This window comes from Rhizobium sp. C104, from assembly GCF_022354505.1.
In the GTDB taxonomy this organism is placed as follows: domain Bacteria; phylum Pseudomonadota; class Alphaproteobacteria; order Rhizobiales; family Rhizobiaceae; genus Rhizobium; species Rhizobium redzepovicii.
Genome location: NZ_CP092348.1, coordinates 2,156,844 through 2,181,915, shown reverse-complemented (window position 1 = coordinate 2,181,915; position 25,072 = coordinate 2,156,844). Strand labels below are relative to the sequence as shown.

General features: G+C 60.6%; 24 protein-coding genes and 1 tRNA gene. 18 read left to right on the top strand and 7 right to left on the bottom strand.

Features of this window, described 5'->3' with window-relative positions:
* Window positions 1-121 precede the first annotated feature (121 nt).
* Together iolC and MF410_RS11945 are read right to left on the bottom strand one after the other, a co-directional pair.
* Window positions 122-2,056 (bottom strand): 5-dehydro-2-deoxygluconokinase, encoded by a 1,935-nt coding sequence (gene iolC / locus MF410_RS11950; RefSeq protein ID WP_097629509.1) that lies wholly within the window; start codon window positions 2,054-2,056, stop codon window positions 122-124.
* A gap of 91 nt (window positions 2,057-2,147) precedes the next feature.
* Entirely contained in the window at window positions 2,148-3,023 is an 876-nt protein-coding gene (locus tag MF410_RS11945) for a MurR/RpiR family transcriptional regulator (RefSeq protein ID WP_097629510.1), read from the bottom strand.
* Window positions 3,024-3,229: 206 nt separating this feature from the next.
* Between MF410_RS11945 and MF410_RS11940 the strand changes: the two genes are divergently transcribed.
* The 4 genes from MF410_RS11940 to MF410_RS11925 all read left to right on the top strand — a co-directional run bounded on the left by MF410_RS11940 (window position 3,230) and on the right by MF410_RS11925 (window position 7,607).
* Window positions 3,230-4,345 (top strand): Gfo/Idh/MocA family oxidoreductase, encoded by a 1,116-nt coding sequence (locus MF410_RS11940; RefSeq protein WP_097629511.1) that lies wholly within the window; start codon window positions 3,230-3,232, stop codon window positions 4,343-4,345.
* Window positions 4,346-4,432: 87 nt separating this feature from the next.
* The gene (locus MF410_RS11935) at window positions 4,433-5,650 is read left to right on the top strand and encodes an FAD-dependent oxidoreductase (protein WP_097629512.1); all 1,218 of its coding nucleotides are present in this window, start codon (window positions 4,433-4,435) and stop codon (window positions 5,648-5,650) included.
* A 250-nt stretch (window positions 5,651-5,900) separates the two neighbouring features.
* Window positions 5,901-5,991, top strand: a tRNA-Ser gene (locus tag MF410_RS11930).
* A gap of 593 nt (window positions 5,992-6,584) precedes the next feature.
* Window positions 6,585-7,607, top strand: a complete 1,023-nt coding sequence (locus MF410_RS11925; RefSeq protein WP_222134754.1) for a porin — start codon at window positions 6,585-6,587, stop codon at window positions 7,605-7,607.
* Window positions 7,608-7,811: 204 nt separating this feature from the next.
* On the opposite strand, the gene MF410_RS11920 is transcribed toward MF410_RS11925, so the two are convergent.
* Window positions 7,812-8,708 (bottom strand): alpha/beta hydrolase, encoded by an 897-nt coding sequence (locus tag MF410_RS11920; RefSeq protein ID WP_097626837.1) that lies wholly within the window; start codon window positions 8,706-8,708, stop codon window positions 7,812-7,814.
* Window positions 8,709-8,772: 64 nt separating this feature from the next.
* Window positions 8,773-10,848, bottom strand: coding sequence for a lytic transglycosylase domain-containing protein (locus tag MF410_RS11915; protein ID WP_097626839.1), 2,076 nt, complete (start codon window positions 10,846-10,848; stop codon window positions 8,773-8,775).
* Between the two features lie 211 nt (window positions 10,849-11,059).
* Between MF410_RS11915 and dapA the strand changes: the two genes are divergently transcribed.
* Window positions 11,060-11,944 carry a 4-hydroxy-tetrahydrodipicolinate synthase gene (dapA, locus tag MF410_RS11910; RefSeq protein WP_097626841.1) on the top strand — a complete coding sequence of 295 codons (885 nt, stop codon included), beginning with the start codon at window positions 11,060-11,062 and terminating at the stop codon, window positions 11,942-11,944.
* A gap of 96 nt (window positions 11,945-12,040) precedes the next feature.
* Entirely contained in the window at window positions 12,041-12,520 is a 480-nt protein-coding gene (gene smpB / locus MF410_RS11905) for an SsrA-binding protein SmpB (RefSeq protein ID WP_012557117.1), read from the top strand.
* A gap of 44 nt (window positions 12,521-12,564) precedes the next feature.
* Here the strand turns inward: smpB and MF410_RS11900 are convergent, their stop codons facing one another.
* Window positions 12,565-13,152 carry an NYN domain-containing protein gene (locus MF410_RS11900; RefSeq protein ID WP_097626843.1) on the bottom strand — a complete coding sequence of 196 codons (588 nt, stop codon included), beginning with the start codon at window positions 13,150-13,152 and terminating at the stop codon, window positions 12,565-12,567.
* A 297-nt stretch (window positions 13,153-13,449) separates the two neighbouring features.
* Between MF410_RS11900 and rpoZ the strand changes: the two genes are divergently transcribed.
* From rpoZ to era, 8 genes are all read left to right on the top strand, one after another.
* Complete coding sequence (gene rpoZ / locus MF410_RS11895) at window positions 13,450-13,854, top strand: DNA-directed RNA polymerase subunit omega (protein WP_003574261.1); 405 nt, start codon at window positions 13,450-13,452, stop codon at window positions 13,852-13,854.
* Between the two features lie 187 nt (window positions 13,855-14,041).
* Window positions 14,042-16,276 carry a bifunctional (p)ppGpp synthetase/guanosine-3',5'-bis(diphosphate) 3'-pyrophosphohydrolase gene (locus MF410_RS11890; RefSeq protein WP_097626845.1) on the top strand — a complete coding sequence of 745 codons (2,235 nt, stop codon included), beginning with the start codon at window positions 14,042-14,044 and terminating at the stop codon, window positions 16,274-16,276.
* A gap of 193 nt (window positions 16,277-16,469) precedes the next feature.
* Window positions 16,470-16,619: a DUF3563 family protein gene (locus tag MF410_RS11885; RefSeq protein ID WP_003587595.1), complete on the top strand. Its 150-nt coding sequence runs from the start codon at window positions 16,470-16,472 to the stop codon at window positions 16,617-16,619.
* Between the two features lie 158 nt (window positions 16,620-16,777).
* Window positions 16,778-17,368 (top strand): DUF2062 domain-containing protein, encoded by a 591-nt coding sequence (locus MF410_RS11880; protein WP_097626847.1) that lies wholly within the window; start codon window positions 16,778-16,780, stop codon window positions 17,366-17,368.
* Window positions 17,369-17,406: 38 nt separating this feature from the next.
* Window positions 17,407-17,817 (top strand): holo-ACP synthase, encoded by a 411-nt coding sequence (acpS, locus tag MF410_RS11875; RefSeq protein ID WP_097626849.1) that lies wholly within the window; start codon window positions 17,407-17,409, stop codon window positions 17,815-17,817.
* 172 nt (window positions 17,818-17,989) lie between these two features.
* Window positions 17,990-18,733, top strand: a complete 744-nt coding sequence (gene lepB / locus MF410_RS11870) for a signal peptidase I (protein ID WP_003587590.1) — start codon at window positions 17,990-17,992, stop codon at window positions 18,731-18,733.
* Window positions 18,730-19,449, top strand: a complete 720-nt coding sequence (gene rnc / locus MF410_RS11865) for a ribonuclease III (RefSeq protein ID WP_097626851.1) — start codon at window positions 18,730-18,732, stop codon at window positions 19,447-19,449. Before lepB ends, rnc begins: the two co-directional genes overlap by 4 nt.
* A gap of 7 nt (window positions 19,450-19,456) precedes the next feature.
* Window positions 19,457-20,398 carry a GTPase Era gene (era, locus tag MF410_RS11860; RefSeq protein ID WP_097626853.1) on the top strand — a complete coding sequence of 314 codons (942 nt, stop codon included), beginning with the start codon at window positions 19,457-19,459 and terminating at the stop codon, window positions 20,396-20,398.
* Between the two features lie 18 nt (window positions 20,399-20,416).
* Here the strand turns inward: era and MF410_RS11855 are convergent, their stop codons facing one another.
* On the bottom strand, window positions 20,417-20,581 hold the full coding sequence (locus tag MF410_RS11855) for a hypothetical protein (protein ID WP_165503908.1): 165 nt from the start codon (window positions 20,579-20,581) through the stop codon (window positions 20,417-20,419).
* Here MF410_RS11855 and MF410_RS11850 point away from each other — a divergent pair.
* The 4 genes from MF410_RS11850 (at window position 20,550) to MF410_RS11835 (ending at window position 24,108) form a co-directional block, all read left to right on the top strand.
* Window positions 20,550-21,302 carry a Crp/Fnr family transcriptional regulator gene (locus MF410_RS11850; protein ID WP_097626855.1) on the top strand — a complete coding sequence of 251 codons (753 nt, stop codon included), beginning with the start codon at window positions 20,550-20,552 and terminating at the stop codon, window positions 21,300-21,302. The two genes, MF410_RS11855 and MF410_RS11850, sit on opposite strands and share 32 nt — an antisense overlap.
* A gap of 100 nt (window positions 21,303-21,402) precedes the next feature.
* Window positions 21,403-21,888: a response regulator gene (locus MF410_RS11845; protein WP_097626857.1), complete on the top strand. Its 486-nt coding sequence runs from the start codon at window positions 21,403-21,405 to the stop codon at window positions 21,886-21,888.
* 353 nt (window positions 21,889-22,241) lie between these two features.
* Complete coding sequence (gene recO, locus MF410_RS11840; RefSeq protein WP_097626859.1) at window positions 22,242-23,012, top strand: DNA repair protein RecO; 771 nt, start codon at window positions 22,242-22,244, stop codon at window positions 23,010-23,012.
* Between the two features lie 100 nt (window positions 23,013-23,112).
* Window positions 23,113-24,108 carry an aldo/keto reductase gene (locus MF410_RS11835; RefSeq protein WP_097626861.1) on the top strand — a complete coding sequence of 332 codons (996 nt, stop codon included), beginning with the start codon at window positions 23,113-23,115 and terminating at the stop codon, window positions 24,106-24,108.
* Window positions 24,109-24,208: 100 nt separating this feature from the next.
* Here the strand turns inward: MF410_RS11835 and MF410_RS11830 are convergent, their stop codons facing one another.
* The gene (locus MF410_RS11830) at window positions 24,209-25,066 is read right to left on the bottom strand and encodes an MOSC domain-containing protein (RefSeq protein ID WP_097626863.1); all 858 of its coding nucleotides are present in this window, start codon (window positions 25,064-25,066) and stop codon (window positions 24,209-24,211) included.
* Between the last annotated feature and the right edge of the window lie 6 nt (window positions 25,067-25,072).

Sequence of the window (25,072 nt, the reverse complement as noted above, 5' to 3'; positions counted from 1 at the left end):
CTTCCTCAGGCAAATTTCAGCGTCTCTTCCTATAGGAGGGCGCTGTCTGACATCGAGCGGTGCTCCGCGTAAGTCCCTCCCCCTGTGGGGAGGGGTTGGGGAGGGGTCTTTTTCCTATTTCCTACTGACGGCCGCGCGTCTTCAGCCACGCCTCTGTCAGTTGCCGGAAGCGGCCGGCCATATCGGCGATCGCTTCCTCGTCGTTCATTGCGCCCGAAAGCCAGGCGCGCGCCGCATCGGCAAAGATCGTCCGGCCGACGGCAAAGCCCTTCACCGAAGGGGCCGCCAGCGTCGCCTCGAAGCAGGAGATCAGCTCCTCGGCGGGCGCTTCGAGCCCCAAGAGCACGATACCCCGGCACCATGGATCATTTTTGGCGATCACCGCATCGATCTTCTTCCAAGCTTCGCTCGATGCCTGCGGCTCGAGTTTCCACCAGTCCGGCTTGATGCCGAGCGCATAGAGTTCTTCGAGCGCGGTCGCGATCGTATCGTCGGTCAGCGGTCCGTTCTTGCCGGCGATGATCTCCACCAGCAGCTCGCGCCCGACCTTGCGTGCGGCTTCGAACAGCGTGCGCAGCTTCTCCTGCTGCTCGCTCTTCAATTCGGCCGGATCGTCGGGATGATAGAAGCACAGGCACTTGATGCAATGGCCGAGCGGCCATTCGACAAGCTGGGAGCCGATATCCTGGCTGAATTCGAAGCGCAGTGGCTTCGAGCCGGGCAGCTCCACCGGCCGGCCGATCCAGGAGAAATTCTTCGTCGCCGCATCGAAGAAGGCGTCGCGGCCGAAACGTTCGTCGATCAGCATGCCGTAACCGTCGCGGCCGTCCGAAACCCGCGCTGCCGCCGAGACCGCCAGCCGCTTGAAGGCGACGATCTTCTCATGGCCGACGCCGAGCTCGTCGGCGACGCTGACGAGCTGCGAACGGTGGTCGATCGCCAGCGCCATCAGCAGCGGGATTTCGCCGCGCCGGGTCGATGCCCAATGAATATGGTTGATCGCCTCATCCTTGCGCAGCGCCCGATGTTTGCTGCCGGTCTTCAGGAAGTAGTCGAGTTCCGCCCAGGTCGGATATTCCGGCGAGCAGAGCAGGCGGGAGACGGCGAAGGCGCCGCAGGCATTGGCCCAGGTGGCGCAGGTCTGCAGCGGCTCGTCGCGCAGGAAACCGCGCAGGAAGCCGGACATGAAGGCATCGCCGGCGCCGAGCACGTTGAAGACTTCGATCGGGAAACCCTGGCCGACGATGCCGGCTTCTAGATCGTCGGCGATCGGCCCGTCATAGACGATGCAGCCCATGGCGCCGCGCTTCAGCACGATCGTCGCCGGCGTCAGGCGGCGAATCTCCGTCAGCGCGCCGAGCACGTCATCGGCGCCGGAAGCGATCAGGATTTCCTCTTCGGTGCCGACGATGAGATCGCAATCCGGCAACGTCTCCTTCATCTTCGAGGAAACGCGGTCGGATTTCACGTAGCGTTCGAAGCCTTCGGCATGGCCGGCAAGACCCCAGAGGTTCGGCCGATAGTCGATGTCGAAGATCACCTTGCGGCCGTTCGCCTTGGCGATGCGGATCGCCTTGCGCTGCGCGGCCTCGGTATTCGGCCGGGAGAAATGCGTGCCGGACACCAGGACAGCGCGCGACGACTTGATGAAATTCTCGTCGATATCGCCTTCGTCGAGCGCCATGTCGGCGCAGTCGGAGCGATAGAAGATCATCGGCGACACGCCCTCGGCCTCGACCGCAAGCAACACCAGCGCCGTCAGCCGCTCTTTGTCGGTGATTATGCCGTCGGTCGCGACACCTTCGCGCGCCGCTTGCTCTCGGATGAAGCGTCCCATCTGCTCGTCGCCGACGCGGGTGATGAGGCCAGATTTGAGACCGAGCCGCGCCGTGCCGATGGCGATATTGGACGGGCAGCCGCCGACCGATTTGGCGAAGGTGCCGATATCCTCCAGTCGTGACCCGATCTGCTGGCCGTAAAGATCGACCGAGGAACGGCCGATAGTGATTACATCAAGCGCCGGCTCCGGCTGTGAACCCGGATTCGATTGTACCATGATGTCCTCCCGCTAGATTTTGCGCGGCTTCCAGTGCCTGCGAATTTCAATAATGAAACATCGGTTCCGATATTTTGTCAATTCGGAATGTTTATTCCATTTTGGCTTTCCCAGCTTTTGCATGCTGACGCTTGCGCCGCCGCTCGGCGATGGCGACCGGCAGCGCCATGGTGAGCGCCATCGAGGCCGACAGCGAGCGGAAGCCGGCGAAATCGGCCTCGGCCACCTCGAACCAGTGCGTGGCGCAGGCGGCAAGCGGCGAGAAGGCCGAGTCGGTGATGGCGATGACGGGGACGCCGCGGTCGGCGAGTTCCTGGCTCTGGTTGAGGCTGTCGGCCGCATAGGGCGAGAAGCTCGCGGCGATCGCCGCATCCTTCGGTGTTGCGAACTGCACCATTTCAGGGTCGACGCCGTTCGGCGAGGCGACGATCTGGTGGCGGATATTGAGCTTGGAAAAAGCGTAGGTCATGTGCGCCGTCAGCGGGTAGGAGCGCCGTTTGGCGATCAGATAGATCGTCTCGGCGGCGGCAAGGATATCCACGGCTTTGGTGAATGTGTCGCTCTGTACCGTCGCCGCCAGCCGATTGACCGACTGGCTGGCCGCGGCAATGAAGCCGGACAGCAGATTGGCGTCCTCGTCGTCGCCGCTCGCCTGCTCCAGCGTGACGAGCCGCTCTTCATAGCTCAGCGTCCGTTCGCGCAATCTTTCACGGAAGATGCTCTGCAGGTCGGAAAAACCTTCGTAGCCCAGATGATGCGCCAGACGCACCAGCGTCGAAGGTTGGACCTCGGAGGCGGCCGCGATGCTCGCCGTCGTGCCGAAGGCGATCTCGTCGGGATTGCCGAGCGCGAAGGCGGCAACCTGCGCCAGCCGCTTCGGCATGCTCGCCTTGCGCTCGATGATGGTGCTGCGCAGGCTTTCGAAATCGCGCGGCACACGTGCGTGCCTCTGGGGGTCATTATCCATGCTTGCAGCTCACGAGATGAAACAAATATTCCATATTGTCGAGCATAAACGATTTCAAACGGCACGCCTAATTGTTTTTAATCGCCTGTAATTCAAGGCCTTTAGACAATCCTCCCGAAAAATGGTGCCGGTGACTGTGGATGGGTCTCTTGTCAAAATGATCCAAATATTCCAAAAATCCGCGCGCAGCTCTGGAGGAGACGGAAATGAAGCCACTCGGCATTGGTTTGATCGGCACCGGCTATATGGGCAAGTGCCACGCGCTGGCATGGAATGCGGTGAAGACGGTGTTCGGCGATGTCGAGCGTCCGCGTCTCGTGCATCTGGCCGAAGCCAATGCCGGGCTTGCTGAGGCGCGGGCCGGTGAGTTCGGGTTCGAGAAGGCGACGGCTGACTGGCGGGCGCTGATCGCCGACCCCGAGGTCGATGTCGTCTCGGTCACCACACCCAATCAGTTCCATGCCGAGATGGCCATTGCAGCGCTTGAAGCCGGCAAACACGTCTGGTGTGAAAAGCCGATGGCGCCGGCCTATAGCGATGCCGAGCGTATGCTGGAAACGGCGAAACGATCAGGCAAGGTTGCCGCCCTTGGCTACAATTACATCCAGAATCCCGTCATGCGGCACATCAAGACGCTTATCGGCGAGGGCGCCATCGGCACGGTCAATCATATCCGCGTCGAGATGGACGAGGATTTCATGGCCGATCCCGATGTCTTCTTCTATTGGAAGAGCGAGCTTTCCGCCGGCTACGGCGCGCTCGACGATTTTGCCGTGCACCCGCTGTCGCTGCTCTGGTATCTCTTCGGCCATGTCGAGGCCGTCATTACCGATATGGTAAAGCCCTATGCCGACCGCCCGCAGAGCGAGGGTGGTCGGCGTGACGTCGAAAATCACGATGCCGCCAATGTGCTGATGCGGCTTGGCGGCGGCATCTCCGCCGTGTTGATGGCCAACCGCGCCGCCTGGGGCCGCAAGGGCCGCATCGCCCTGCAGATTTATGGTTCAAAAGGTTCGATCGTCTATGACCAGGAGCGGATGAACGAATTCGAGCTCTATCAGGCCGAGGGTCGCGGCTCCGAACAGGGCTTTCGCAAGATACTGGCGGCGCCAGCCCATCGGCCTTATGATCGCTTTATCCCGGCGCCCGGCCACGGCCTCGGCTTCAACGATCTGAAGATCATCGAATGCCGCGAGCTGATCCGGGCAATATCGGGCGAGCCGTCGTCGATCGTGACATTTGAAGACGGTCTCAGGATAGAGAAGTCGGTGCATGCCATGGCACAGTCATTCCACGAGCGTCGCTGGATCGAGATCGGCTGAAGGTAAGAAGCCGCTTTCCGTTGACGGCGCATAGGGCAGGGGATAGGCCTTGGCATGAGTGTCGGGCCTAGTTTCAGGAGTGAGATCGTGACGGATAGACTGGTGATCATCGGCGCGGGGCAGGCCGGTTTCGCAATGGCGGCAAAGCTGCGTGCCTTGAAGGACACGCGCCCGATCACCCTTATCGGCGCCGAAGACGTCGCGCCCTATCAGCGTCCGCCGCTTTCGAAGAAATACCTGCTCGGCGAAATGGCCTTCGACCGTTTGCTGTTCCGCGACGAGCACTGGTATGGCGATAATGACGTCGACCTTCGCCTTTCCACATGGGCCGAGCAGATCAAACCGGACAGCAAGCAGGTTCTGCTGCAGGACGGCTCCGTTCTCGACTACGGCACGCTGGCGCTCGCCACCGGCTCGACTCCACGCCGGCTGCCGGCCGCAATCGGCGGCGATCTCGAAGGTGTCTATGTCGCCCGCGACAAGCGCGATGCCGATCTGCTCGCCGAGGAGATGCGCCCCGGTCGCCGCGTCCTCATCATCGGTGGCGGTTATATCGGCTTGGAGGCGGCAGCCGTCGCCCGCCATCGCGGCCTTGAGGTCACCGTCATCGAGATGGCCGACCGCATCCTGCAGCGGGTCGCGGCGAAGGAGACCGCCGACATCATGCGCGGGATCCATCAGTCCCACGACGTGGTGATCCGCGAGAAGACCGGGCTCAAGCATCTGGTCGGCAAGGATGGGCGCGTTACCGGCGCCGCACTGTCCGACGGATCGGTTATCGACATCGACTTTGCCGTCGTCGGCATTGGCGTCGTGCCGAATGACCAGCTCGCCAAGGAAGCCGGCCTCGAAGTCGCCAACGGTATTGTCGTCGACGAATACGCCCGCACCTCCGATCCGGCGATCTATGCCGCCGGCGATTGCGCGGCGCTTCCCTGGCAGGGGGGCCGCATCCGGCTCGAATCGGTGCAGAATGCCGTCGACCAGGCCGAAGCGGCGGCAGCGGTCATTGCCGGTGGCAGCGAGCCCTATGATCCGAAGCCATGGTTCTGGTCCGACCAGTATGATGTCAAGCTGCAGATCGCCGGCTTCAATCTCGGTTATGACGAAACGCTGCTGCGCCCCGGCGCTCGCGAAGGCGCCCATTCCATCTGGTACTTCCGGGAAGGCCTGCTGATCGCCGTCGATGCCATCAACGACGCCAAAGCCTATGTGACCGGAAAAAAGCTGCTGGAATCCGGGACTAACCCCGACAGATCGATTCTCGCCGACCCCTCTACCGATCTCAAGCGCCTGCTCGGGTGAGTCGGGAGCCCATTCCGCAAGGAATGGCCCCTGCGGGGACGCCGTGTTGGGATCGCCGCTCCTATCGGACGCTGGACGGCAAAGCTCAGCTTCGTCGTCGAAGAACGAAGCGCGATCAAATTTCCCCGATCACGCCTGCAAATGCGGTCTGTTTACGCAACCGTCCGAAATGCCAGCCACTGCATTTCTTCTGGTGAAACCTGAAAAAACCCTTGCATTCACAGACCGGTCACCATAGTTAGGCCGCACCGGAGAGGTGGCCGAGTGGTCGAAGGCGCTCCCCTGCTAAGGGAGTATACGTCAAAAGCGTATCGTGGGTTCGAATCCCATCTTCTCCGCCACTTTGATTTTTCCCAGCTCAGTTCAATCCTTATCGTGCGGCAGAGAATAACCTGCGCTTAGGCGGTTATGTCTCGTGGTCGCTGGACGGTCATGCGCCACGGCGCGTAATGAGAAAATCGCTTCGCCTCGAATGGGAGAATCGCCAGCAGGGAATCACTCGCCGCTCCCATGCCCCCCGGCAGGCAGCGAAACCGGATCTGTGCATGTCCGGTTACGCTTGCAGCAGTGGTGATATCCCTTCAGCATCCGGATTTCGTCAAGAAAGCGTCGAAAATGTGCGGCGCAGCCGATGTCCAGTTCACTGTCGCTCCCACTTAAGCCGCCGCAAAATCAGGGTTTTCTTAACAAAGCATAAAGGAAATCGAGGCCGGCTGCCCCACTTGTGTCCTTTGAGCAACAGAAAGTCGGGAAGGCTCCCTCAAACCCCCCATCCGAGTAAGTTGGTGATTGCGTGACGGCTTCCGTCTTGTATTTTCAGCGTCGGAAGCCAGGGCGACTGATCGTCCACTTCTTGCAACACGGGAATGGGGCAGGGAACGCTGCTCAGCGAAAGATCCCAAACCCGATCGAAACTTTGAATTGGAGGTCATTTATGAACATCAAGAGCCTTCTTCTCGGCTCCGCTGCTGCTCTCGCAGTAGTTTCCGGTGCTCAGGCTGCTGACGCTATCGTTGCTGCCGAGCCGGAACCGGTTGAATACGTCCGCGTCTGCGACGCTTACGGCACCGGCTATTTCTACATCCCGGGCACCGAAACCTGCCTCAAGATCGAAGGCTACATCCGTTTCCAGGTCGACGTTGGTGATCAGCCGCTCAATGGCTCGGTCAGCAACGATTCGGATTGGGATGCCAAGACCCGCGGTCAGGTTCAGTTCACGGCCAAGAGCGACACCGAGTACGGTCCGCTGACCGGCGTCATCGTCATGCAGTTCAATGCTGACAACGCCTCGGATCAGGACGCCATCCTCGACTCCGCTTACCTCGACGTCGCGGGCTTCCGCGCCGGTCTGTTCTACAGCTGGTGGGACGATGGTCTCTCGGGTGAAACCGACGACATCGGCTCGATCGTAACGCTGCACAACTCCCTCCGCTATCAGTACGAAAGCGGCACCTTCTACGCCGGCATCAGCGTCGACGAACTGGAAGACGGCTTCTACAAGACGGACGAAGAGCCGAACAACGTCGGCGTTGCCTTCGGCGTTGGCGGCACTGCCGGCGCGTTCAGCTACCAGATCACCGGCGGCTGGGACTTCGACAACGAAGACGGCGCTGTCCGTGCAATGGGTACGGTTGAAATCGGTCCCGGTACGCTCGGCCTCGCTGCCGTATACTCTTCCGGCCCGAACTCCTACTACTCCGCAGCTGAATGGGCTGTCGCTGCCGAATACGCTATCAAGGCAACCGACAAGCTCAAGATCACTCCTGGCGTCCAGTACTACGGTGACTACTACGTTGCTGGCGACGACTTCAGCGATGGCGATGCCTGGAAGGTCGGTCTGACGGTTGATTACCAGATCGTCGACAACTTCTACGCCAAGGCTTCGGTTCAGTACCTCGATCCGGAAGATGCAGACGACTCCACTTCGGGCTACTTCCGCCTGCAGCGTTCGTTCTAATCTGATCTGACTTCGGTCAATCAGGAAAGCCCGGCTCTCTGAGCCGGGCTTTTTGCTTTGGGTCGAACGCACCTGTTGCCCGCCGCCCGGCTTCGATGAGGCCGATGTATGCCGCTCAGACGCGTGTCGCGGTTCCAAGACAACGACATGCATCAAAACAACGCGCGAAAGCGCGTCGTTTGAATCAAATTAATGCGGCGGGCTTTATCGGCAGGAGGCGAGAAAAGCTCGAATAGCCGTGGGGATATCGCCGTGATGCAGGAGGGGGGCATGGCCTTGCCCTTCTGCAGCATGCAGGATCAAACTCGGATGCCGGCGGGCCATTTCATCGGCCGTCTCCTTTGAGAGCAGAGACGTGTTTTCGCCGCGGATCAGCATCAGCGGAAATCGGCACAGGCTGTCGAATTGCGCCCAGAGATCAGGCAGTGGCTGGCTGAGATCGACCGATTTTAGTGCCTCCGCGATCGCTGGATCGAAGTCGGCGACCGGTCTTCCGCCGACGTCGCGATAAAGAGCAAGCGCCATCTCGCGCCAGTCTTCCTCTTCAAGCGCCGTAAACGACGCGCCATGATTTTCCTTCACGATATCGGCCGCCGCGTGCCAGTCTTCAGGCCTTCTGCCGCTGTTTAGATAGTCGCGGATCCGCGCCAGCCCCTCGGCCTCAACCACGGGGCCGATATCGTTGAGGATGACGGCTTCGAGAAGATCCGGCCGTGTCGCTGCAATCAGATGCAGGATCAGCCCGCCTCGCGACGTGCCGATGAAGATCGCCCGCTCGACGCCGAGGGTCGCGCAGGCGGTGACGATGTCGCCGGCCTCTATAGCGAGATTGTAGTTCGCCTTGTTCTCATCCAACGCCGACTTTCCCCGTCCGCGCGAATCGAGCGCGATGACCCGGCGCGGTGCTGTCATGTCCCGGGAGAGAAGCAGCGCAAGCGGGTGAAAATCCCGCGTATTGCGGGTCAGGCCGGGCAGGCAGATGACTGGCAGCCGCCCCCCGCTTGCCGTTTCGCCCGGCTGATAGTCGCGGGCATAAAGCGTCAGCCCGTCGGAAGAGGTGTAAAATCGTTCCTGGAAACCGCCCGCATCCGTATCCGGCATCGCATCCCTCGAGAGTTGTTGATCCCGAAGATGTAGCCTGCTTTTCGAGCCGCGCCAAACAGCGTCAGGAGGCGCTGCGTCCGCCGATGAGGTCACGCTCGATATCGGTCGACTGGCCGAGGCGGGCCTTATAGACCTCGTAATTCTCCATCACCCGCTGGACGTAGTTCCTCGTTTCGGGGAAGGGGATGCGCTCGATCCAGTCGACGATCTCGTCGATCGATTTGCCGCGCGGATCGCCGTAGCGGCCGATCCATTCCGGTACCCGCTTGGGCCCGGCATTATAGGCGATGAAGGTGAGGATATAGGAGCCGCCAAAGGCGTCGATCTGCTCGCCCAGATAATGCGCGCCGAGTGTGGCGTTATAACCGGCGTCGGCCGTCAGCTTGTCTTTCGAATAGGCGATGTTGTGGCGCTTGGCCACCGCCTGGGCCGTTCCCGGTAGAAGCTGCAGCAGGCCGCGTGCGTTCGCCGCCGAAACGGCGGCCGGGTTGAAGGCGCTTTCCTGCCGGGCGATGGCATAGGCGAGTGCCTTGCCGGAGCCTGAAATATTGGCATTCGCCGGGATGACGCCGACCGGAAAAGCGAGCGCTGCGACATCGATGCCGCGTCCATAGGCGATCTTGCCGATCTGCAGCGACAGATGATGATCGCCGGATTGCTCGGCCTGTGCCGCAAGCACGGCCAGTTCACCGGGGCTCTGCAGTTGGTCGGCGAGCGCGAGATAGAGAATGTCGGCCCGCCATCCATGGCCTGCGGCTTCCAGCCGGGCGATTGCCTGGACGGCTTCGCGTGCCTGGAAGTTTTGCCGGTCGGCCGTGCTCGGCGACGGATAGGTAACGTTCAGCGTCTTTCGCCCCAACCGTTCTGCTGCGAGCTGGCCATAGAAGGTGCCGGGAAACGTTGCAGCCTTCGCATAGAATTCACTGGATTTACCAGGGCCGCCGGCCTCCGCCGCTCGTCCCAGCCAATACCATGCGCGTGAAACCGAGATCGGTCCGTTCGATGTCTGCAGGATTTTGCGGAAGTGTTTTTCCGCCGTTGCCGGATCCTGCAGACCGCGCAGCGCGTACCACCCGGCATGGAATTCAGCCTCGACGATATCCGTCGGGCTGGTTGCGGCGTAGTTTGCGACGATGCGATAAGCGGGCTTGAATTGTCCCTGGTCGACTAGGCCACGGCTGACGATGCGCTGCTCGTTCCACCACTCGCCGGAATTGACGAGCTCGCTGCGCTCGGGCGGCATCTGTTCCAGCAGTGCCGCTGCCTCGGCATATTTGTCCTGCTTGCGCAGATATTCGATCCGCGCAAACAGCAGCCCGGCATCGCTGCGCCATCTCGCATCGACGGCGTTAAGCAGCGCGCCGGCGTTGCCGGCTTTTGCGTCGACAGCGGACCATGCCTTGTAGAGCGACTGCGCCTCGCCCATGTCGCCGAAGCGCTTGGCCTGCGCCACCCGGCCGCGATACATCAGATAGTCCATGCGTGCCTTATGGTCGGCCGGCGTCAACAGCGCGGAAAATTCAATGAGGATCTTGTCCTCGGTCGCCTTGTCGAGAGCCTCACCGCGCCAGACTTTGCGGATATATTTAGCCGCCTGCGCCTGTTTGCCTGTTGCAACCAGCGCCCGTCCGAGGATGACGGCGCCCTGCATCGTCTCAGGCGCGGTATCGCCGAAGGCGGCCAGCACGGCTGATGGGGCGGGGTTTTCGTCATAGAGCGCGCGTTCGGAATAGGCACGCAGCCGCGACAGGCCCGGCCAACTCTTGAGCTCCTGCGCAGCACTGGCGATTTCATAGGAGGGAACGCCCTTCAGTCCGGAAACGGCGATCGCCCAGGTGAGGATATGGCGATCGAGCGCACCGTCTCGCATATTGTCGCGGATCGACAGCGCCAGCAGCGGGTCCTTGTCGGAAAGTGCGTCGAGGCCGGCTTTCAGGTCGCCGTTGACGGGTGCGACGGCCAGATTGCGCGGAATAGCGCCTGTTGTGATCGATTCCGGCATGGCTGTCTCGGGGATGAAGCCGAGCGGCTTGACAGCGGGCATGGCCGTGCTCTCGCCGGCAAGCGGCGACGCTACGCTGCTCCACGCAGCGGCAATAAAGCCGAAGGCGGACAGAATCATGACAGCTTTCTTCATCCGGGATCTCGCAACGAAAACACGCCCTGCCATTTGGCTAGAGGCATCTTAACGAAACCTTACCGTACCAGGTAAAATTCATTCACATCTGCTATCGGAATTTGCCCTAACCGAACTCTACGCGCTTGTCGCGATGATTTCGGCGCTCTATGGTGCGCAAAATATTCATGGAATGCGGCCGAAGCAAGGATTTGGTCGTGAGGAGCTTTGCATGTTCAATGGGTCCATTCCCGCCCTCGTCACCCCCTTCACCGATGCCGGATTGATCGACGAAGACAGTTTCGCCGCGCACGTCGACTGGCAGATCAAGGAGGGCAGCAGCGGTCTCGTTCCTGTCGGCACGACGGGCGAATCCCCGACGCTGTCGCATGCCGAGCACAAACGGGTGGTGGAACTGTGCATCGAAGTTGCCGCAAAGCGCGTTCCCGTCATGGCCGGCGCCGGCTCGAACAACACAGGTGAGGCGATCGAGCTTGCCCAGCATGCCGAAAAGGTCGGCGCCGACGCTGTTCTGGTCGTCACGCCTTATTACAACAAGCCGACGCAAAAGGGTTTGATCGCGCATTTTTCGGCGATTGCCGAGGCCGTCGATCTGCCGATCTATATCTACAATATCCCCGGCCGCTCGGTGGTCGACATGACGCCGGAAACGATGGGTGCGCTTGCCAAGGCGCATGGCAATATCGTCGGCGTCAAGGATGCGACGGGCAAGATCGAGCGCGTTTCCGAACAGCGCATCACCTGCGGCAAGGATTTCCGGCAATTGTCCGGCGAGGACGCGACGGCGCTCGGCTTCAACGCCCATGGCGGCGTCGGCTGTATTTCGGTCACGGCCAATGTCGCTCCGCGCCTCTGCGCCGATTTCCAGGCGGCGACGCTGAAAGGCGACTATGCCGGCGCGCTGGAATATCAGGATCGGCTGATGCCGCTGCACAAGGCGATCTTCCTCGAACCCGGTCTCTGCGGCGCCAAATACGGGCTCTCGCGGCTTGGTCGGATGAGCCGCAACGTCCGCTCGCCGCTGCTGTCGACGCTGGAGCCGGCAACGGAAGCGGCGATCGATGCGGCGCTACGCCATGCCGGGCTGCTGAACTGAGCAGACCGGCCGTCTTCACAAGGCCGGGTCGTTCCCCTACATAGAGGGCAAGCAATGAGGGCGCGGCTTTTCCCGCGCCTCGAAGGGAATATTGTCATGGCCCCCAAAGGCAGCCAGCGCGTGGTGAACAAGGTCGTGGCGGAAAACCGCAAGGCCCGCTTCAACTACGAGATCATCGATACCTACGAGGCCGGCCTCGTGCTGATGGGCACGGAGGTCAAGTCGCTGCGTGAGGGAAAGGCCAATATCGCCGAATCCTATGCGTCGGACGAGGGCGGCGAGATCTGGCTGATCAACTCCTATCTGCCGGAATATCTGCAGGCGAACCGCTTCAATCACGAGCCGCGCCGGCGCCGCAAGCTGCTGCTATCGGGCCGTGAGATTCACCGCCTGCGCTCTGCCGTCAACCGCGAGGGCATGACGCTGATTCCGTTGAAGATCTATTTCAACGACCGCGGCCGGGCGAAGATGGAACTGGCGCTCGCCAAGGGTAAGAAATTGCACGACAAGCGCGAGTCCGAGAAGGAGCGCGATTGGAACCGGCAGAAGAGTCGCCTGCTGAAGGATAATGGCTAAGCTCGACGCTTGGGATTGCCGTTTCGCACGGCAATCCTCCCGGCTCACTCCTCGAAATCGCTGGGCGGGGCGGCGACGACTTCGACCTGGCGTGGCGCCCGATCCGCGGGATCACGACCGATTTCAGCCTTCAAAGACAAGAGATCGATGAAGTGGTCGGCCTGACGGCGCAGGTCGTCGGCGATCATCGGCGGCTGCGTAGCCATTGTCGAGATCACCGAGACCTTGCGGCCTCTGCGCTGTAGCGCCTCGACCAGGTTGGTGAAGTCGCCGTCGCCCGAGAAGATGACGAGATGATCGACTGTTTCGGACTGTTCCATGGCGTCGATTGCAAGCTCGATGTCCATGTTGCCCTTGATTTTTCGGCGGCCCATGGAATCCGTAAATTCCTTCGCGGGCTTGGTGACGACTTTATAGCCGTTATAGTCGAGCCAATCGATCAGCGGCCGGATCGAGGAATATTCCTGATCTTCGATCAGAGCGGTATAATAGTAGGCCCGCAGGAGATAGCCGCGTTTCTGAAATGCTTTCAAGAGCTTGCGGTAATCTATGTCGAAACCGAGGCTCTTGGATGCAGCGTAGAGGTTGGCGCCGTCAATGAAGAGTGCAATTTTTTCGCGTGGGTCAAACATCGCTTACCAATCCAATGAGAGCAATCGAAATCCGGGGGACCAAAATCCAATAAAATCAATGATTTGTGTTTTGATTTTTGCTCTGATCCATACTTTAACAATTATTCATATATGAAAGACTTAGGGCACGATTCGGCATATTCCAAGCAACCCAAGGTGGAATTGAGGCATTCTCCATGGAAATTTAGTTCAGCCACTTATAAAGACGAGGGCAGCCGGAATGAAAAACTTGTAATTGCCCGGTTTTAATTGTATCGGGCGTGCTAATCCCGAAATGACGACCGTAAAGGACAGGCAATGGCCCGTGTCACAGTTGAAGATTGCATCGACAAGGTGGAGAACCGCTTCGAGCTGGTTCTGCTCGCCAGCCACCGCGCCCGGCTGATTTCCCAAGGCGCCTCGATCACCATCGATCGCGACAACGACAAGAACCCGGTCGTCGCCCTGCGCGAAATCGCCGACGAGACGCTTTCGCCCGATGACCTCAAGGAAGATCTGATCCATTCGCTGCAGAAGCATGTCGAAGTCGACGAGCCCGAGCCAGATCCGGCCAGCATGATCGCCGCCGGCGGTGTCGCCGCAGCCGACAGCGAAGAGCAGGACGATCTTCCTGAGACGATCACTTTCGACCAGATGTCGGAAGAAGAGCTGCTTGCCGGCATCGAAGGCCTTGTGCCGCCCGAAAAGAGCGACGACTACTAAGCACGCAGACTGATCTCCGACCGTATGTGATCCAGGTCGCAGCCGAACCGGAAAAGTTTCATGCGATGCGAAAGAGCGATGATTACCAATCGTCAATCTTGCGCCTTTATTGCTTAGGCATATTATTGCCCATGTGTGCGCCAATCGTTGATTGGCGCGCTTTTATTTTTACCGGAGTGGCTTTGGAATGATGCGGCAGTACGAGCTCGTGGAGCGGGTTCAGCAATACAAGCCCGATGCCAATGAAGCGCTGCTGAACAAAGCCTATGTCTACGCCATGCAGAAGCACGGCCAGCAAAAGCGCGCGAGCGGCGATCCCTATATTTCCCATCCGCTCGAAGTCGCCGCCATCCTCACCGACATGCACCTCGATGAATCGACGATCGCCGTCGCGCTGCTGCACGATACGATCGAGGATACGACGGCGACCCGCGCCGAGATCGACGAACTCTTCGGCGAGGATATCGGCCGCCTGGTCGAGGGCCTGACCAAGATCAAGAAACTCGATCTCGTCACCAAGAAGGCCAAGCAGGCGGAAAACCTGCGCAAGCTGCTGCTGGCCATATCAGACGATGTGCGCGTGCTGCTGGTCAAGCTTGCCGACCGCCTGCACAATATGCGCACCCTCGATCATATGTCGGCCGACAAGCGGGCCCGCATCTCCGAGGAGACGATGGAAATCTATGCGCCGCTCGCCGGCCGCATGGGCATGCAGGATATGCGCGAGGAGCTCGAAGAGCTCTCCTTCCTGCATATGAACCCGGAAGCCTACGACACCGTCACCAAAAGGCTGGAAGAGCTTTCCAAGCGCAATGAAGGCATCGTCAAGAAGATCGAGGCGGAACTTCGCGACCTGCTCGTCGCCAGCGGCCTGACGAGCGCCTATGTCAAGGGCCGGCAGAAAAAGCCTTATTCGGTCTTCCGCAAGATGCAGTCGAAATCGCTTTCCTTCGAGCAGCTTTCCGATGTGTACGGTTTTCGGCTCATCGTCGAAGATATCCCGTCCTGTTACCGGGCGCTCGGCATTGTCCACACCCGCTGGCGCGTCGTGCCCGGGCGCTTCAAGGATTATATCTCGACGCCGAAGCAGAACGATTACCGCTCGCTGCACACCACGATCGTCGGTCCTTCCAGCCAGCGCATCGAACTGCAGATCCGCACCAAGCGCATGCATGAAATCGCCGAATTCGGCATCGCCGCCCACACGCTTTACAAAGACGGCGCCACCAATGCCGACGGCGACATCCTGTCGCGTGAATCCAATGCCTATTCCTGGCTGCGCCATACGATCGAGGCGCTGGCCGAGGGCGACAGTCCGGAAGAATTCCTCGAGCACACCAAGCTCGAACTCTTCCAGGACCAGGTCTTTTGCTTCACGCCGAAGGGCAAGCTGATTGCCCTGCCGCGCGGCGCCACCCCGATCGATTTCGCCTATGCAGTGCACACCAATATCGGCGATACCACGGTGGGCGCCAAGATCAACGGCCGCATCATGCCGCTGGTGACGCGGCTTGCCAACGGTGACGAGGTCGAGATCATCCGCTCCGGCGTGCAGGTTCCGCCCGCCGCCTGGGAAGAGATCGTCGTCACCGGCAAGGCGCGCGCCGCCATCCGCCGCGCCACCCGCATGGCGATCCGCAAGCAATATGCCGGCCTCGGCCACCGCATTCTCGAGCGCACCTTCGACAGGGCCGGCAAGATCTTCTCACGCGAGGCGATGAAGCCGGCGCTGCATCGTCTCGGCCAGAAGGATGTCGAGGATGCGATCGCCGCCGTCGGCCGCGGCGAGATGTCCTCGCTCGACGTGCTGCGCGCCGTCTATCCCGACCATCAGGATGAGCGCGTCACGGTAAAACCCTCGGGCGACGACGGCTGGTTCAACGTCCGCAGCGCGGCCGGCATGATCTTCAAGATCCCCGGCAAGACTAAGCCCGGGCTCGACGGCGGCCATTCGGACATCGACACCGACGCCGATATCGGGCCGATCCGCGGCCTGTCCGGCAATGTCGACGTCAAGTTCGCGTCGACAGGCGCGGTTCCCGGCGATCGCATCGTCGGCATCATGGACCAGAGCAAGGGCATCACCATCTACCCGATCCAGTCGCCGAGCCTGCAGCGCTTCGACGATCAGCCTGACCGTTGGATCGACGTCCGTTGGGATCTCGACGAAGCCAACAAGTCGCGTTTCATGGCGCGCATCATGGTGAACGGCCTGAATGAGCCCGGCACTCTGGCCAAGGTCGCCCAGACGGTTGCCGGCCTCGACGTCAATATCCGCTTGCTGAATACGGTGCGGGTCGCGGCGGATTTCACCGAAATGATGCTTGAGGTCGAGGTCTGGGATCTGCGTCAGCTCAATCAGCTGCTCGCCCAGATGAAGGAACTGGATTGCATTGCCACGGTCCGACGGCTCTACGAGTAAGTTTTTGTTAAGGTCGCAGGAATTTAAGCGCAGAATTGCACATTTTATGATCGTTTTGTGGTGAGGGTGGTACGCCAAAAAGGCAAGCAATGCATTGCGCGCATGGCTGTCTCCATGTTGCGGCTGTAGTAATTAGCCCAGGCCGAGCCTATCTTCTGGTCATCGAAACGCAAACAGAAGATGAGACAAGACAATGTTTGATCCTATCAGGAAAATCGCTCGCGCCCTCCGCGCTCCGACCACGCAGGAACGTGAAATGGCATATCTCAACGGCTCGTTCGATCGTATTGATCTCGAGTTTCGCCAGCGCCAGGTCGACCGCGGTCTGTTCCGCACACGTTGATACTGAACTTTCTACTTGAGACGAGTGAGGGACGTTATGCATAACGGACGCCCCTCGGCATGACAAAGCTCTTCTCTGCTGCGAGGACTGAGCTGTTTTTTCGGCGGTATCATTCGCCGCTCTTGTCATGGTCATGTGCGCTGCACTAAATACCGGCCATGTTGTTTCGCCGTCGCAAGCCCGCGGGATTCAAGGAAAAGATGCGAGAGCTTCTATGGCCCCGCAAAGGTTTCCTTCGCCCGCTCCGTTACCTCACAATGCGCATCCTGCGCCTGAGCGCTTCGCCGCATGCGGTTGCGGCTGGCGTCGCTGCCGGTGTCTTCGTGTCGTGGACGCCGTTTATCGGTGTGCATTTCGTCATGGCCTTCGTCATCACCTATTTTCTCTCCGGCAGTATGGTGGCCGCGGCGCTGGGTTGCGCGGCCTTCGGCAACCCGCTGACCTATCCGTTCATCTGGGGCATCACCTGGGAGATCGGACATCTGCTGCTGAGCCGTGAGGATCATATGGCTGGTCAGGCGGTGGATCTGGCCGCCCTCTTTCACAGGCTGAACTTCACCGAATTGTGGAGGCCGGTGCTGGAGCCGATGCTCGTCGGCGCCATTCCGCCGGGGATCGTCACCTCCGTTGCGCTCTATGCGCTGACATTCTACACCGTGAGGGGTTTTCAGACGCGCCGCCACACACGGCTGCTGGAGCGGGCGCGCCTGCGTCTGGCCGGCCCGGCCGGCGACATGCCGAGCGTATGAACCTGATCAAGAACTCTTAAGCGACGGAAGGTTCCGGCATGATCATCGGCATTGGCAGCGATCTGATCGACATTCGCCGCGTCGAGAAATCCATCGAGCGCTTCGGCGAGCGCTTCACCAATCGCTGCTTCACCGAGATCGAGCGCGCCCGTTCCGACCGCCGGACAAATCGCGGCGCCTCCTATGCCAAGCGTTTCGCGGCCAAGGAGGCTTGTTCCAAGGCGCTCGGCACCGGCATAGCCCAAGGCGTCTTCTGGAAGGATATGGGCGTCGTCAACCTGCCGAGCGGCAAGCCGACCATGGTTTTGTCGGGCGCTGCCGCCGTGATCCTCGAATCGATGCTGCCTGCGGGCCACAGGCCCGCCATTCATTTGACAATAACGGATGATTATCCCTTGGCACAGGCCTTCGTGATTATCGAGGCATTGCCCGAGAACCTCTGGTCGTGACCTCGGGAGCGTTGATCGCGACCTCGGGAGCTGCCGATCGCGACCTCGGGAGCTGTCGATCGCGACCTCTCGTCGCTTTTGACGTTGTCACCATTGCCGCAACCGGCCGAAGTCGCTAGAGAGAACGTCAGAAGAATTGCGCCGCCGCGGCGTCTTGAAGGAATAAGACTGCGTGTCCGAAAAAGTCGAAGCCAAGCCGAACGCCCTCTGGGAAAATATCAAAGTCATCATCCAGGCGCTGATTTTGGCGATGGTGATCCGTACGGTGCTATTCCAGCCCTTTACAATTCCGTCCGGTTCGATGATGCCGACACTGCTCGTCGGCGACTACATCTTCGTCAATAAGTTCGCTTACGGCTATTCGAAATATTCGCTGCCCTTCTCGCCTGATATTTTCAGCGGCCGCCTGTTCGGCGCCGATCCGAAGCGCGGCGATATCGTCGTATTCCGCTTCCCGCCGAACCCCGAGATCGATTACATCAAGCGCTGCATCGGCCTGCCGGGCGACCATATCCAGGTCACCGACGGAGTGCTCTACGTTAACGGCAAACCCGTTCCGAAGGTAGCGGACGGTACCTTCACGTCGGATTACAAGCTCGATCCGGGCGCGGATGTGCCGGTGTTCCGCGAAACGCTCGACAATGGCAAGACTTACGACACGCTCGATCAGTCTCCCGTGTCGCGCGGCGATAACACCCGCGAATTCATCGTGCCGGAAGGCCATTATTTCATGATGGGCGACAACCGCGACAACTCGCTCGACAGCCGCTTCGACGTCGGCTTCGTGCCTGCGGAAAATCTTGTCGGCCGCGCCAGCGTCATCTTCTTCTCGCTCGGCAACGATACCTCCTTCCGCGAAATCTGGAAGTGGCCGACGAACATGCGCTGGGATCGCCTCTTCAAGGTTGTTGAATGAGCAAGGCGCAGACGCTTTCTGCGGCAGACCGCGCAAAGCTTGAAGGCCTGATCGGTCACGACTTCACCGAAAAGGAACGCCTGGACCGGGCGCTGACCCATGCGAGCGCCCGCACCGAGAAGGGCGGCAACTACGAACGGCTGGAATTCCTCGGCGACAGGGTTCTCGGGCTCTGCATCGCCGAGCTTTTGTTCCGCACCTTCGGCACGGCGGGGGAAGGCGAGCTCTCGGTTCGTTTGAACCAGCTGGTCAGCGCCGAAACCTGTGCTGCGGTCGCCGACGAACTCAATCTTCATCTTTATATCCGCACCGGCGCCGACGTGAAGAAATTGACCGGCAAGCGGATGATGAACGTGCGCGCCGACGTGGTCGAAAGCCTGATCGCCGCGATCTATCTCGACGGCGGCCTCGAAGTTGCCCGCCGCTTCATCCTGCGCTACTGGCAGGGCAGGGCGGTCAGGGCCGATGGCGCCAAGCGCGACGCCAAGACTGAGCTGCAGGAATGGTCGCACGCGAAATTCGGCGTCACACCAAACTACCGGGTTGATGAACGCAGCGGACCGGATCATGATCCGCGCTTCAAGGTGACGGTGGAAGTTGCTGGCATAAAGCCGGAAACCGGCGTAGAGCGGTCGAAGCGTGCCGCCGAACAGGTTGCGGCGACGAAGATGCTTGAGCGCGAAGGCATTTGGCAGCAATCGCCTGCCGGAAACTGACGGGACAATGACACAAGAAGAAGATATCGCGGCCGAAGCTACCGCAGAAACCAGTGGTCCGACGCATTCGGGCTTTGTCGCGCTGATCGGGCCGACCAATGCCGGCAAGTCGACACTGGTGAACCGCCTGGTCGGCGCCAAGGTCTCGATCGTCAGCCATAAGGTCCAGACGACACGTGCCATCGTTCGCGGCATCGCGATCCACGACAACGCCCAGATCGTCTTCATGGATACACCCGGTATCTTCAAGCCGCGCCGCCGGCTCGACCGCGCCATGGTGACCTCGGCCTGGGGCGGCGCGAGGGATGCCGATCTGATCGTGCTGCTGATCGACAGCGAGCGCGGCCTGCGCGGCGATGCCGAAGCCATTCTCGAAGGCCTCAAGGAAGTCCGGCAGCCGAAGATCCTGCTGCTCAACAAGATCGACCGCGTCAACCGCGAGGATCTGCTGGCCCTCGCGGCCGCTGCCAATGAAAAGATCGCCTTCGATCGCACCTTCATGATATCGGCCGAAAACGGGTCCGGCTGCGACGATGTCATGGATTATCTGGCTGCGACGCTGCCGGAGGGGCCGTGGTATTATCCCGAAGACCAGATTTCAGATCTGCCGATGCGCCAGCTCGCCGCCGAGATCACCCGCGAGAAGCTGTTCCTGCGGTTGCACCAGGAGCTTCCCTACGCCTCGCATGTCGAAACGGAGAAGTGGGAAGAGCGCAAGGATGGCTCGGTACGTATCGAGCAGGTGATCTATCTTGAGCGCGACAGCCAGAAGAAGATCGCGCTCGGCAAGGGTGGTGAAACTATCAAGGCGATCTCGACGGCTTCCCGCAAGGAATTGTCGGAGATCCTCGAGCAGCCGGTCCATCTCTTCCTGTTCGTCAAGGTTCGCGAGAATTGGGGTGATGATCCCGAACGGTTCCGCGAAATGGGTCTCGATTTCCCGAAATAAGGGGTGGCAAGAATTTGCTTATTCGGCTGCCAGCCCCTTGTTTTCAAATAAAAAAACCGCATCGCTCACGGAACAATTCGGTAACTTGTGCATTCCTTCATGAACGGCGCGCCAAAGACGGCGTGCCTGTTTTGCGACGGCAGGGGCGGGCATGGTGACGTCGAGAACGATCAATTCCTTCAAGACTCCTTGCCAGCAATGTCCTTTGCGGCCCCTGCCGCATTTCCGGGAATTCAGCCGCGACGAACTGGAATTCGTTTCCAATTTCAAGAGAGGTGAACTTGCCGTCGATGCCGGCTCCACCATCCTCGTCGAGGGTGCGCACAGCGCCCATCTTTTCACCGTGCTTGCCGGTTGGGGCTTTCGCTACAAGATGCTGGAGGATGGGCGCCGCCAGATACTGAATTATATCATGCCGGGCGATCTGGTCGGCCTGCAGGGAACGATCGCCGGCGAGATGCAGCATTCCGTCGAAGCGCTTTCACCGGTTTCTCTCTGCGTCTTCGAGCGCGACAGGCTGATGACGCTCTATAACAAACACCCCTCGCTTGCCTTCGACATCACCTGGATCGCGGCGCGCGAGGAGCGAATCTTGGATGAACACCTGCTCAGCATCGGCCGTCGCACGGCGTTGGAAAGAGCAGCCTATCTGATCGCTTTCCTGTTTGAGCGCGGCCGGAAGCTTAATCTCTTCAATGGCCGCCAATTCATCCCCATCACCCAGCAACACATTGCCGATACGCTCGGCCTTTCCATCGTCCACACCAACAAGACCTTGAAAAAGCTCGGTGAACGTGGGTTGATCCGCTGGCAGGAGCGCGGCTGCGAGGTTCTGAACGGCGAGGAACTGATGGCGATTGCTGGCTGGGAAGGGCTCGGAGAAAGCAAACGTCCCTTCATCTAGTCCCGGCCTTATGTCTTTTTTAAATGCGCATTAGCATCAGGGAAAATAAGCTCGGTCGTCGTCTTTCCTCCGATTTGATTCTTATCGACCGGGCAGAAAAATGGTTCATTCAGAAATGGTGGCGGAATTCACCGACAGCGTGCCATGCGGGGCACCGGAGGGCATTGATGTTGGCGAAACAGCCGGGGCGCTGCGACTGCCGCCCGACGGAGGGCGGGCAATCATGAGCGCAATCCGTGTTCTGGTTCTTGAAGACAGCCTGATTATCGCGATGGAGGCGGAGGACATTTTGCGCCTGGCCGGCGTCGAGAATATCGATATCGTCGGCAGTGTGGAGCAGGCGAGGGCTGCCATCACTGCGGAGACCTATGATTTCGCGCTTCTCGACGTCAATCTCGGCGAGGGCATGAGCTTCGGATTTGCTCGTCATCTTCTCGATCTCGGCATTCCCTTCGGCTTTGTCAGCGGTTATTCCGATACCGGCGATTTCCCGCCGGACTTGCAGCACATTCCGCTTCTGGTGAAGCCTTTCGACGAAACGGCGATGCGTCAATTCCTGCTGAGGTTATTCCCCGCCGTTGCCTGACGCGGTCCAGGACAGCAGCTAGGCCTTTTCCATTTTCGGCATCATGTTCTAGAGCCTTTCCTGGTTAGATTGAAGCATTCTGCCGGAGCAGGTTTTCGTCAGGGCAGAGGCGATTGGCGACGGGCCTACCTCTTGGTACGGCCGAGCCGATCGCCTCTGATCCTGGCGGAAAGATGCCCGGCCCTTCGGGTTGGCTGAAACGGGCCGGCTGATCGACCGGCCGGCTTGGCCGTAAAGCCGGGCTACGACGCGCCGGCCGGTCGACCATCCGACTCCGTTTGAGCCAACAGAATGCTTCAATCTAACCGGGAAAGGCTCTAGGATGGATTCGTCAGCCGCAAGGACTTCTTTCGATGCAGTGGCAGGATCAGGCGATCATCCTGGGCGTCAAGCGCCACGGCGAGACGAGTGTCATCGCCGAGGTGATGACGCGCGATCGCGGCCGCCATCTTGGCCTGGTGCGCTCCGGCCGGTCGCGCGCCATGCAGCCGGTGCTGCAGGCCGGCAATGCCGTGGAGGTTATCTGGCGCGCCAGGTTGGACGAACATCTCGGCGAATTCCGCGTCGAACCGGTGACGTTGCGCGCCGCCCGCCTGATGGAAACGGCGACCGCCGTCTACGGCGTTCAGGCGATGGGCGCGCTGCTGCGGCTGCTGCCGGAGCGTGATCCGCATCCGCATCTCTTCGAAGCGCTGGAGGTCATCCTCGATCACCTGCACAACCCGGCCGATGCCGGCGAGCTCTTCGTGCGTTTCGAACTGGCGGTGCTGAACGATCTCGGCTTCGGCCTCGATCTCGCCGAATGCGCCGCGACCGGCGCCCGTTCCGATCTCGTCTATGTCTCGCCCAAATCCGGCCGCGCCGTCAGCCGCAGCGCCGGTGCCCCCTGGGCTGACAAGATGCTGCTCCTGCCACCGTTTCTCGGTATCGAAGGCAATCGTGCGGCCGACTTCGATAGTCTCACGGCCGCGTTCCGTCTGACCGGGTTCTTTTTGCATCGCCACGTCTATGAACCACGCGGCATCGAAGCCGCAGCAGCCCGCGACGGCTTCGTTCAGGCGGCGCTCAAGGCGCTCAATCCAGCCTTGCGGACGCTTTCCGGTCCGAATGATATTTCCGCCTGACTTCGGTTTTTTACCGGTGCAAAACATCCTCCGGATTTGGCGGTTTACCCGCATGGGAGCCCTTCCTATGTCTGGAGGACTGCCAGCCAAGGAGGATCCCATGCTGACCAAGACCGCAACACCGAAGACGATCACGCTCTGGAACGGCCGCGAAATTCCGCGTCTCGGCATGGGATGCTGGGCGATCGGCGGCCCCTTCTTTGCCGGTGACACGCCGCTCGGCTGGGGCGAGGTCGACGACGATGAATCCGTCGAAGCGATCCGCCGCGCCATCGAACTCGGCATCCGCTTCTTCGATACAGCCTCGAATTACGGCGCCGGCCATTCCGAAGAAGTGCTCGGCCGGGCGATCGGCAATCGCGACGATATTGTCGTCGCCACCAAGTTCGGCTTCGCCACCGACCCGCAAACCAAGCAGGCAACTGGCGCCTTCGCCGATGAGGCCTTCATCCGCCGTTCGGTCGAGACCTCGCTGCGCAGCCTCAGGCGCGACCGCCTCGATCTCCTGCAATTCCACATCAATGATTTTCCGTTGGAACAATCCGATGCCGTCTTCGACGTGCTGGAGGCGCTGCGCGCCGAAGGCAAGATCGGCGCATTCGGCTGGAGCACCGATTCTCCCGATCGCGCCGCCCGCCATGCCGGCCGCCAGGGCTATGTCTCGGTGCAGCATACGATGAACGTCTTTGAGCCGGTGCCGGAGATGATCGCGGTGATCGAAAGGCAGGGGCTGATCTCTATTAATCGTGGTCCGTTGGCCATGGGGCTCCTGACCGGCAAGTTTACCGCCGACAAGGCAGTGGGCGCCAAGGATGTACGCGGCGCGGCCCTCGACTGGATGGTCTACTTCAAGGACGGGCGCATGGCCCCGGAATTCGCCGCAAGGCTCGACGCCGTCCGCGATCTCCTGACCTCGGGTGGCCGCACGCTGACGCAAGGGGCGCTCGCCTGGCTCTGGGCAAAATCGCCGCGCACACTGCCTATTCCAGGCTTCCGCACGTTCGCCCAGGTGGAGGAAAATGTCGGGGCGCTGGAAAAGGGACCGCTGCCGGCGGATATCATGGCGGCGATCGACGCCGCACTCGGGCATCAGTGAGAGGCGGCGACAATCCCCCACGCTTCCTCGTTCCTGTGACGAGCACAGGAATGGGGAGAACGTTGCAGCGCGTGCGGAAGAAAGCCTTCCGCAATTCGACCTACCGCCGTGCACGAACCTTCAACGCCCAGCCCTCAGGCCTTTCCTCGACGACGCGCACGGTGTCACCGATCGTGATCCTGCCGTTGGCGCGCGGGGTGACGTTCCAGCCGAAGAGCGGGCCGGGCACACGCCGGTCGGCCGACATGCGGATGCGGCCCATTGATGGCATCGGGTTGGGTACCTCGCGTGAACCGGTCAACTGGTCCTGCGTCGTCATGATGCAGCGCGAGCAGGGTTTGACGAGATCGAAGCGGATGCCGGCAATCTCGATCGCCGCCCAGCGGTCCTCCGGCCAGGCCTCGTCGATATCGATGACGATGTTCGGACGGAAACGTTCCATGCCAACGCTGCCTTCGCCATGGGCCGCGAGGTCGGCGTTCAACGCTTTCAGCGAGCCGGTTGTCGTCACCAGGATCTGATAGCCGTCGGTAAAGGTTACGGGCGTACCTTCACCGGCCCATTCGGCATTCGCCGTGCGCCTTGCCTGGCCGTCGAAGAAGACCAGCCGCACCTCGCGGCCGAGCCATTCGGAAAGCAACCGGTTGCTTTCGGGATCGGCGACGGCGGCACTGACGGTCGATTTCCACACGCTCACATCCATGCGGCTTTCAGGCCGAGGCGGCGGCACCGATATGTCCTGCCTTCCCTGCATCAGCAGCCGAAAAGCGCCGGGCTCCGGCCGGACCTCGATGCGCGCAAGGTCCGGCAATTCGCGCTGGGTGATGAAGTGTCCGTTGGGATCAGTGATCATTGCCCGCCGGTCGCCGGGAAGCCCATAGGCGTCGATGTCGGTCGAAGGCAGGGCAATGCCGCGGGCACTTTTGAGGGGATAGATGAAGAGGTCGCTGATACGCATGCCGTT

Excerpts from the sequence above, each read along its gene's own strand:
- iolC (WP_097629509.1), bottom strand. The coding sequence starts at position 2,056 with ATGGTACAATCGAATCCGGGTTCACAGCCGGAGCCGGCGCTTGATGTA.
- MF410_RS11945 (WP_097629510.1), bottom strand. The coding sequence starts at position 3,023 with ATGGATAATGACCCCCAGAGGCACGCACGTGTGCCGCGCGATTTCGAA.
- MF410_RS11940 (WP_097629511.1), top strand. The coding sequence starts at position 3,230 with ATGAAGCCACTCGGCATTGGTTTGATCGGCACCGGCTATATGGGCAAG.
- MF410_RS11925 (WP_222134754.1), top strand. The coding sequence starts at position 6,585 with ATGAACATCAAGAGCCTTCTTCTCGGCTCCGCTGCTGCTCTCGCAGTA.
- MF410_RS11920 (WP_097626837.1), bottom strand. The coding sequence starts at position 8,708 with ATGCCGGATACGGATGCGGGCGGTTTCCAGGAACGATTTTACACCTCT.
- MF410_RS11915 (WP_097626839.1), bottom strand. The coding sequence starts at position 10,848 with ATGAAGAAAGCTGTCATGATTCTGTCCGCCTTCGGCTTTATTGCCGCT.
- dapA (WP_097626841.1), top strand. The coding sequence starts at position 11,060 with ATGTTCAATGGGTCCATTCCCGCCCTCGTCACCCCCTTCACCGATGCC.
- smpB (WP_012557117.1), top strand. The coding sequence starts at position 12,041 with ATGGCCCCCAAAGGCAGCCAGCGCGTGGTGAACAAGGTCGTGGCGGAA.
- MF410_RS11900 (WP_097626843.1), bottom strand. The coding sequence starts at position 13,152 with ATGTTTGACCCACGCGAAAAAATTGCACTCTTCATTGACGGCGCCAAC.
- rpoZ (WP_003574261.1), top strand. The coding sequence starts at position 13,450 with ATGGCCCGTGTCACAGTTGAAGATTGCATCGACAAGGTGGAGAACCGC.
- MF410_RS11890 (WP_097626845.1), top strand. The coding sequence starts at position 14,042 with ATGATGCGGCAGTACGAGCTCGTGGAGCGGGTTCAGCAATACAAGCCC.
- MF410_RS11885 (WP_003587595.1), top strand. The coding sequence starts at position 16,470 with ATGTTTGATCCTATCAGGAAAATCGCTCGCGCCCTCCGCGCTCCGACC.
- MF410_RS11880 (WP_097626847.1), top strand. The coding sequence starts at position 16,778 with ATGTTGTTTCGCCGTCGCAAGCCCGCGGGATTCAAGGAAAAGATGCGA.
- acpS (WP_097626849.1), top strand. The coding sequence starts at position 17,407 with ATGATCATCGGCATTGGCAGCGATCTGATCGACATTCGCCGCGTCGAG.
- rnc (WP_097626851.1), top strand. The coding sequence starts at position 18,730 with ATGAGCAAGGCGCAGACGCTTTCTGCGGCAGACCGCGCAAAGCTTGAA.
- era (WP_097626853.1), top strand. The coding sequence starts at position 19,457 with ATGACACAAGAAGAAGATATCGCGGCCGAAGCTACCGCAGAAACCAGT.
- MF410_RS11850 (WP_097626855.1), top strand. The coding sequence starts at position 20,550 with ATGGTGACGTCGAGAACGATCAATTCCTTCAAGACTCCTTGCCAGCAA.
- MF410_RS11845 (WP_097626857.1), top strand. The coding sequence starts at position 21,403 with ATGGTTCATTCAGAAATGGTGGCGGAATTCACCGACAGCGTGCCATGC.
- recO (WP_097626859.1), top strand. The coding sequence starts at position 22,242 with ATGCAGTGGCAGGATCAGGCGATCATCCTGGGCGTCAAGCGCCACGGC.
- MF410_RS11835 (WP_097626861.1), top strand. The coding sequence starts at position 23,113 with ATGCTGACCAAGACCGCAACACCGAAGACGATCACGCTCTGGAACGGC.
- MF410_RS11830 (WP_097626863.1), bottom strand. The coding sequence starts at position 25,066 with ATGCGTATCAGCGACCTCTTCATCTATCCCCTCAAAAGTGCCCGCGGC.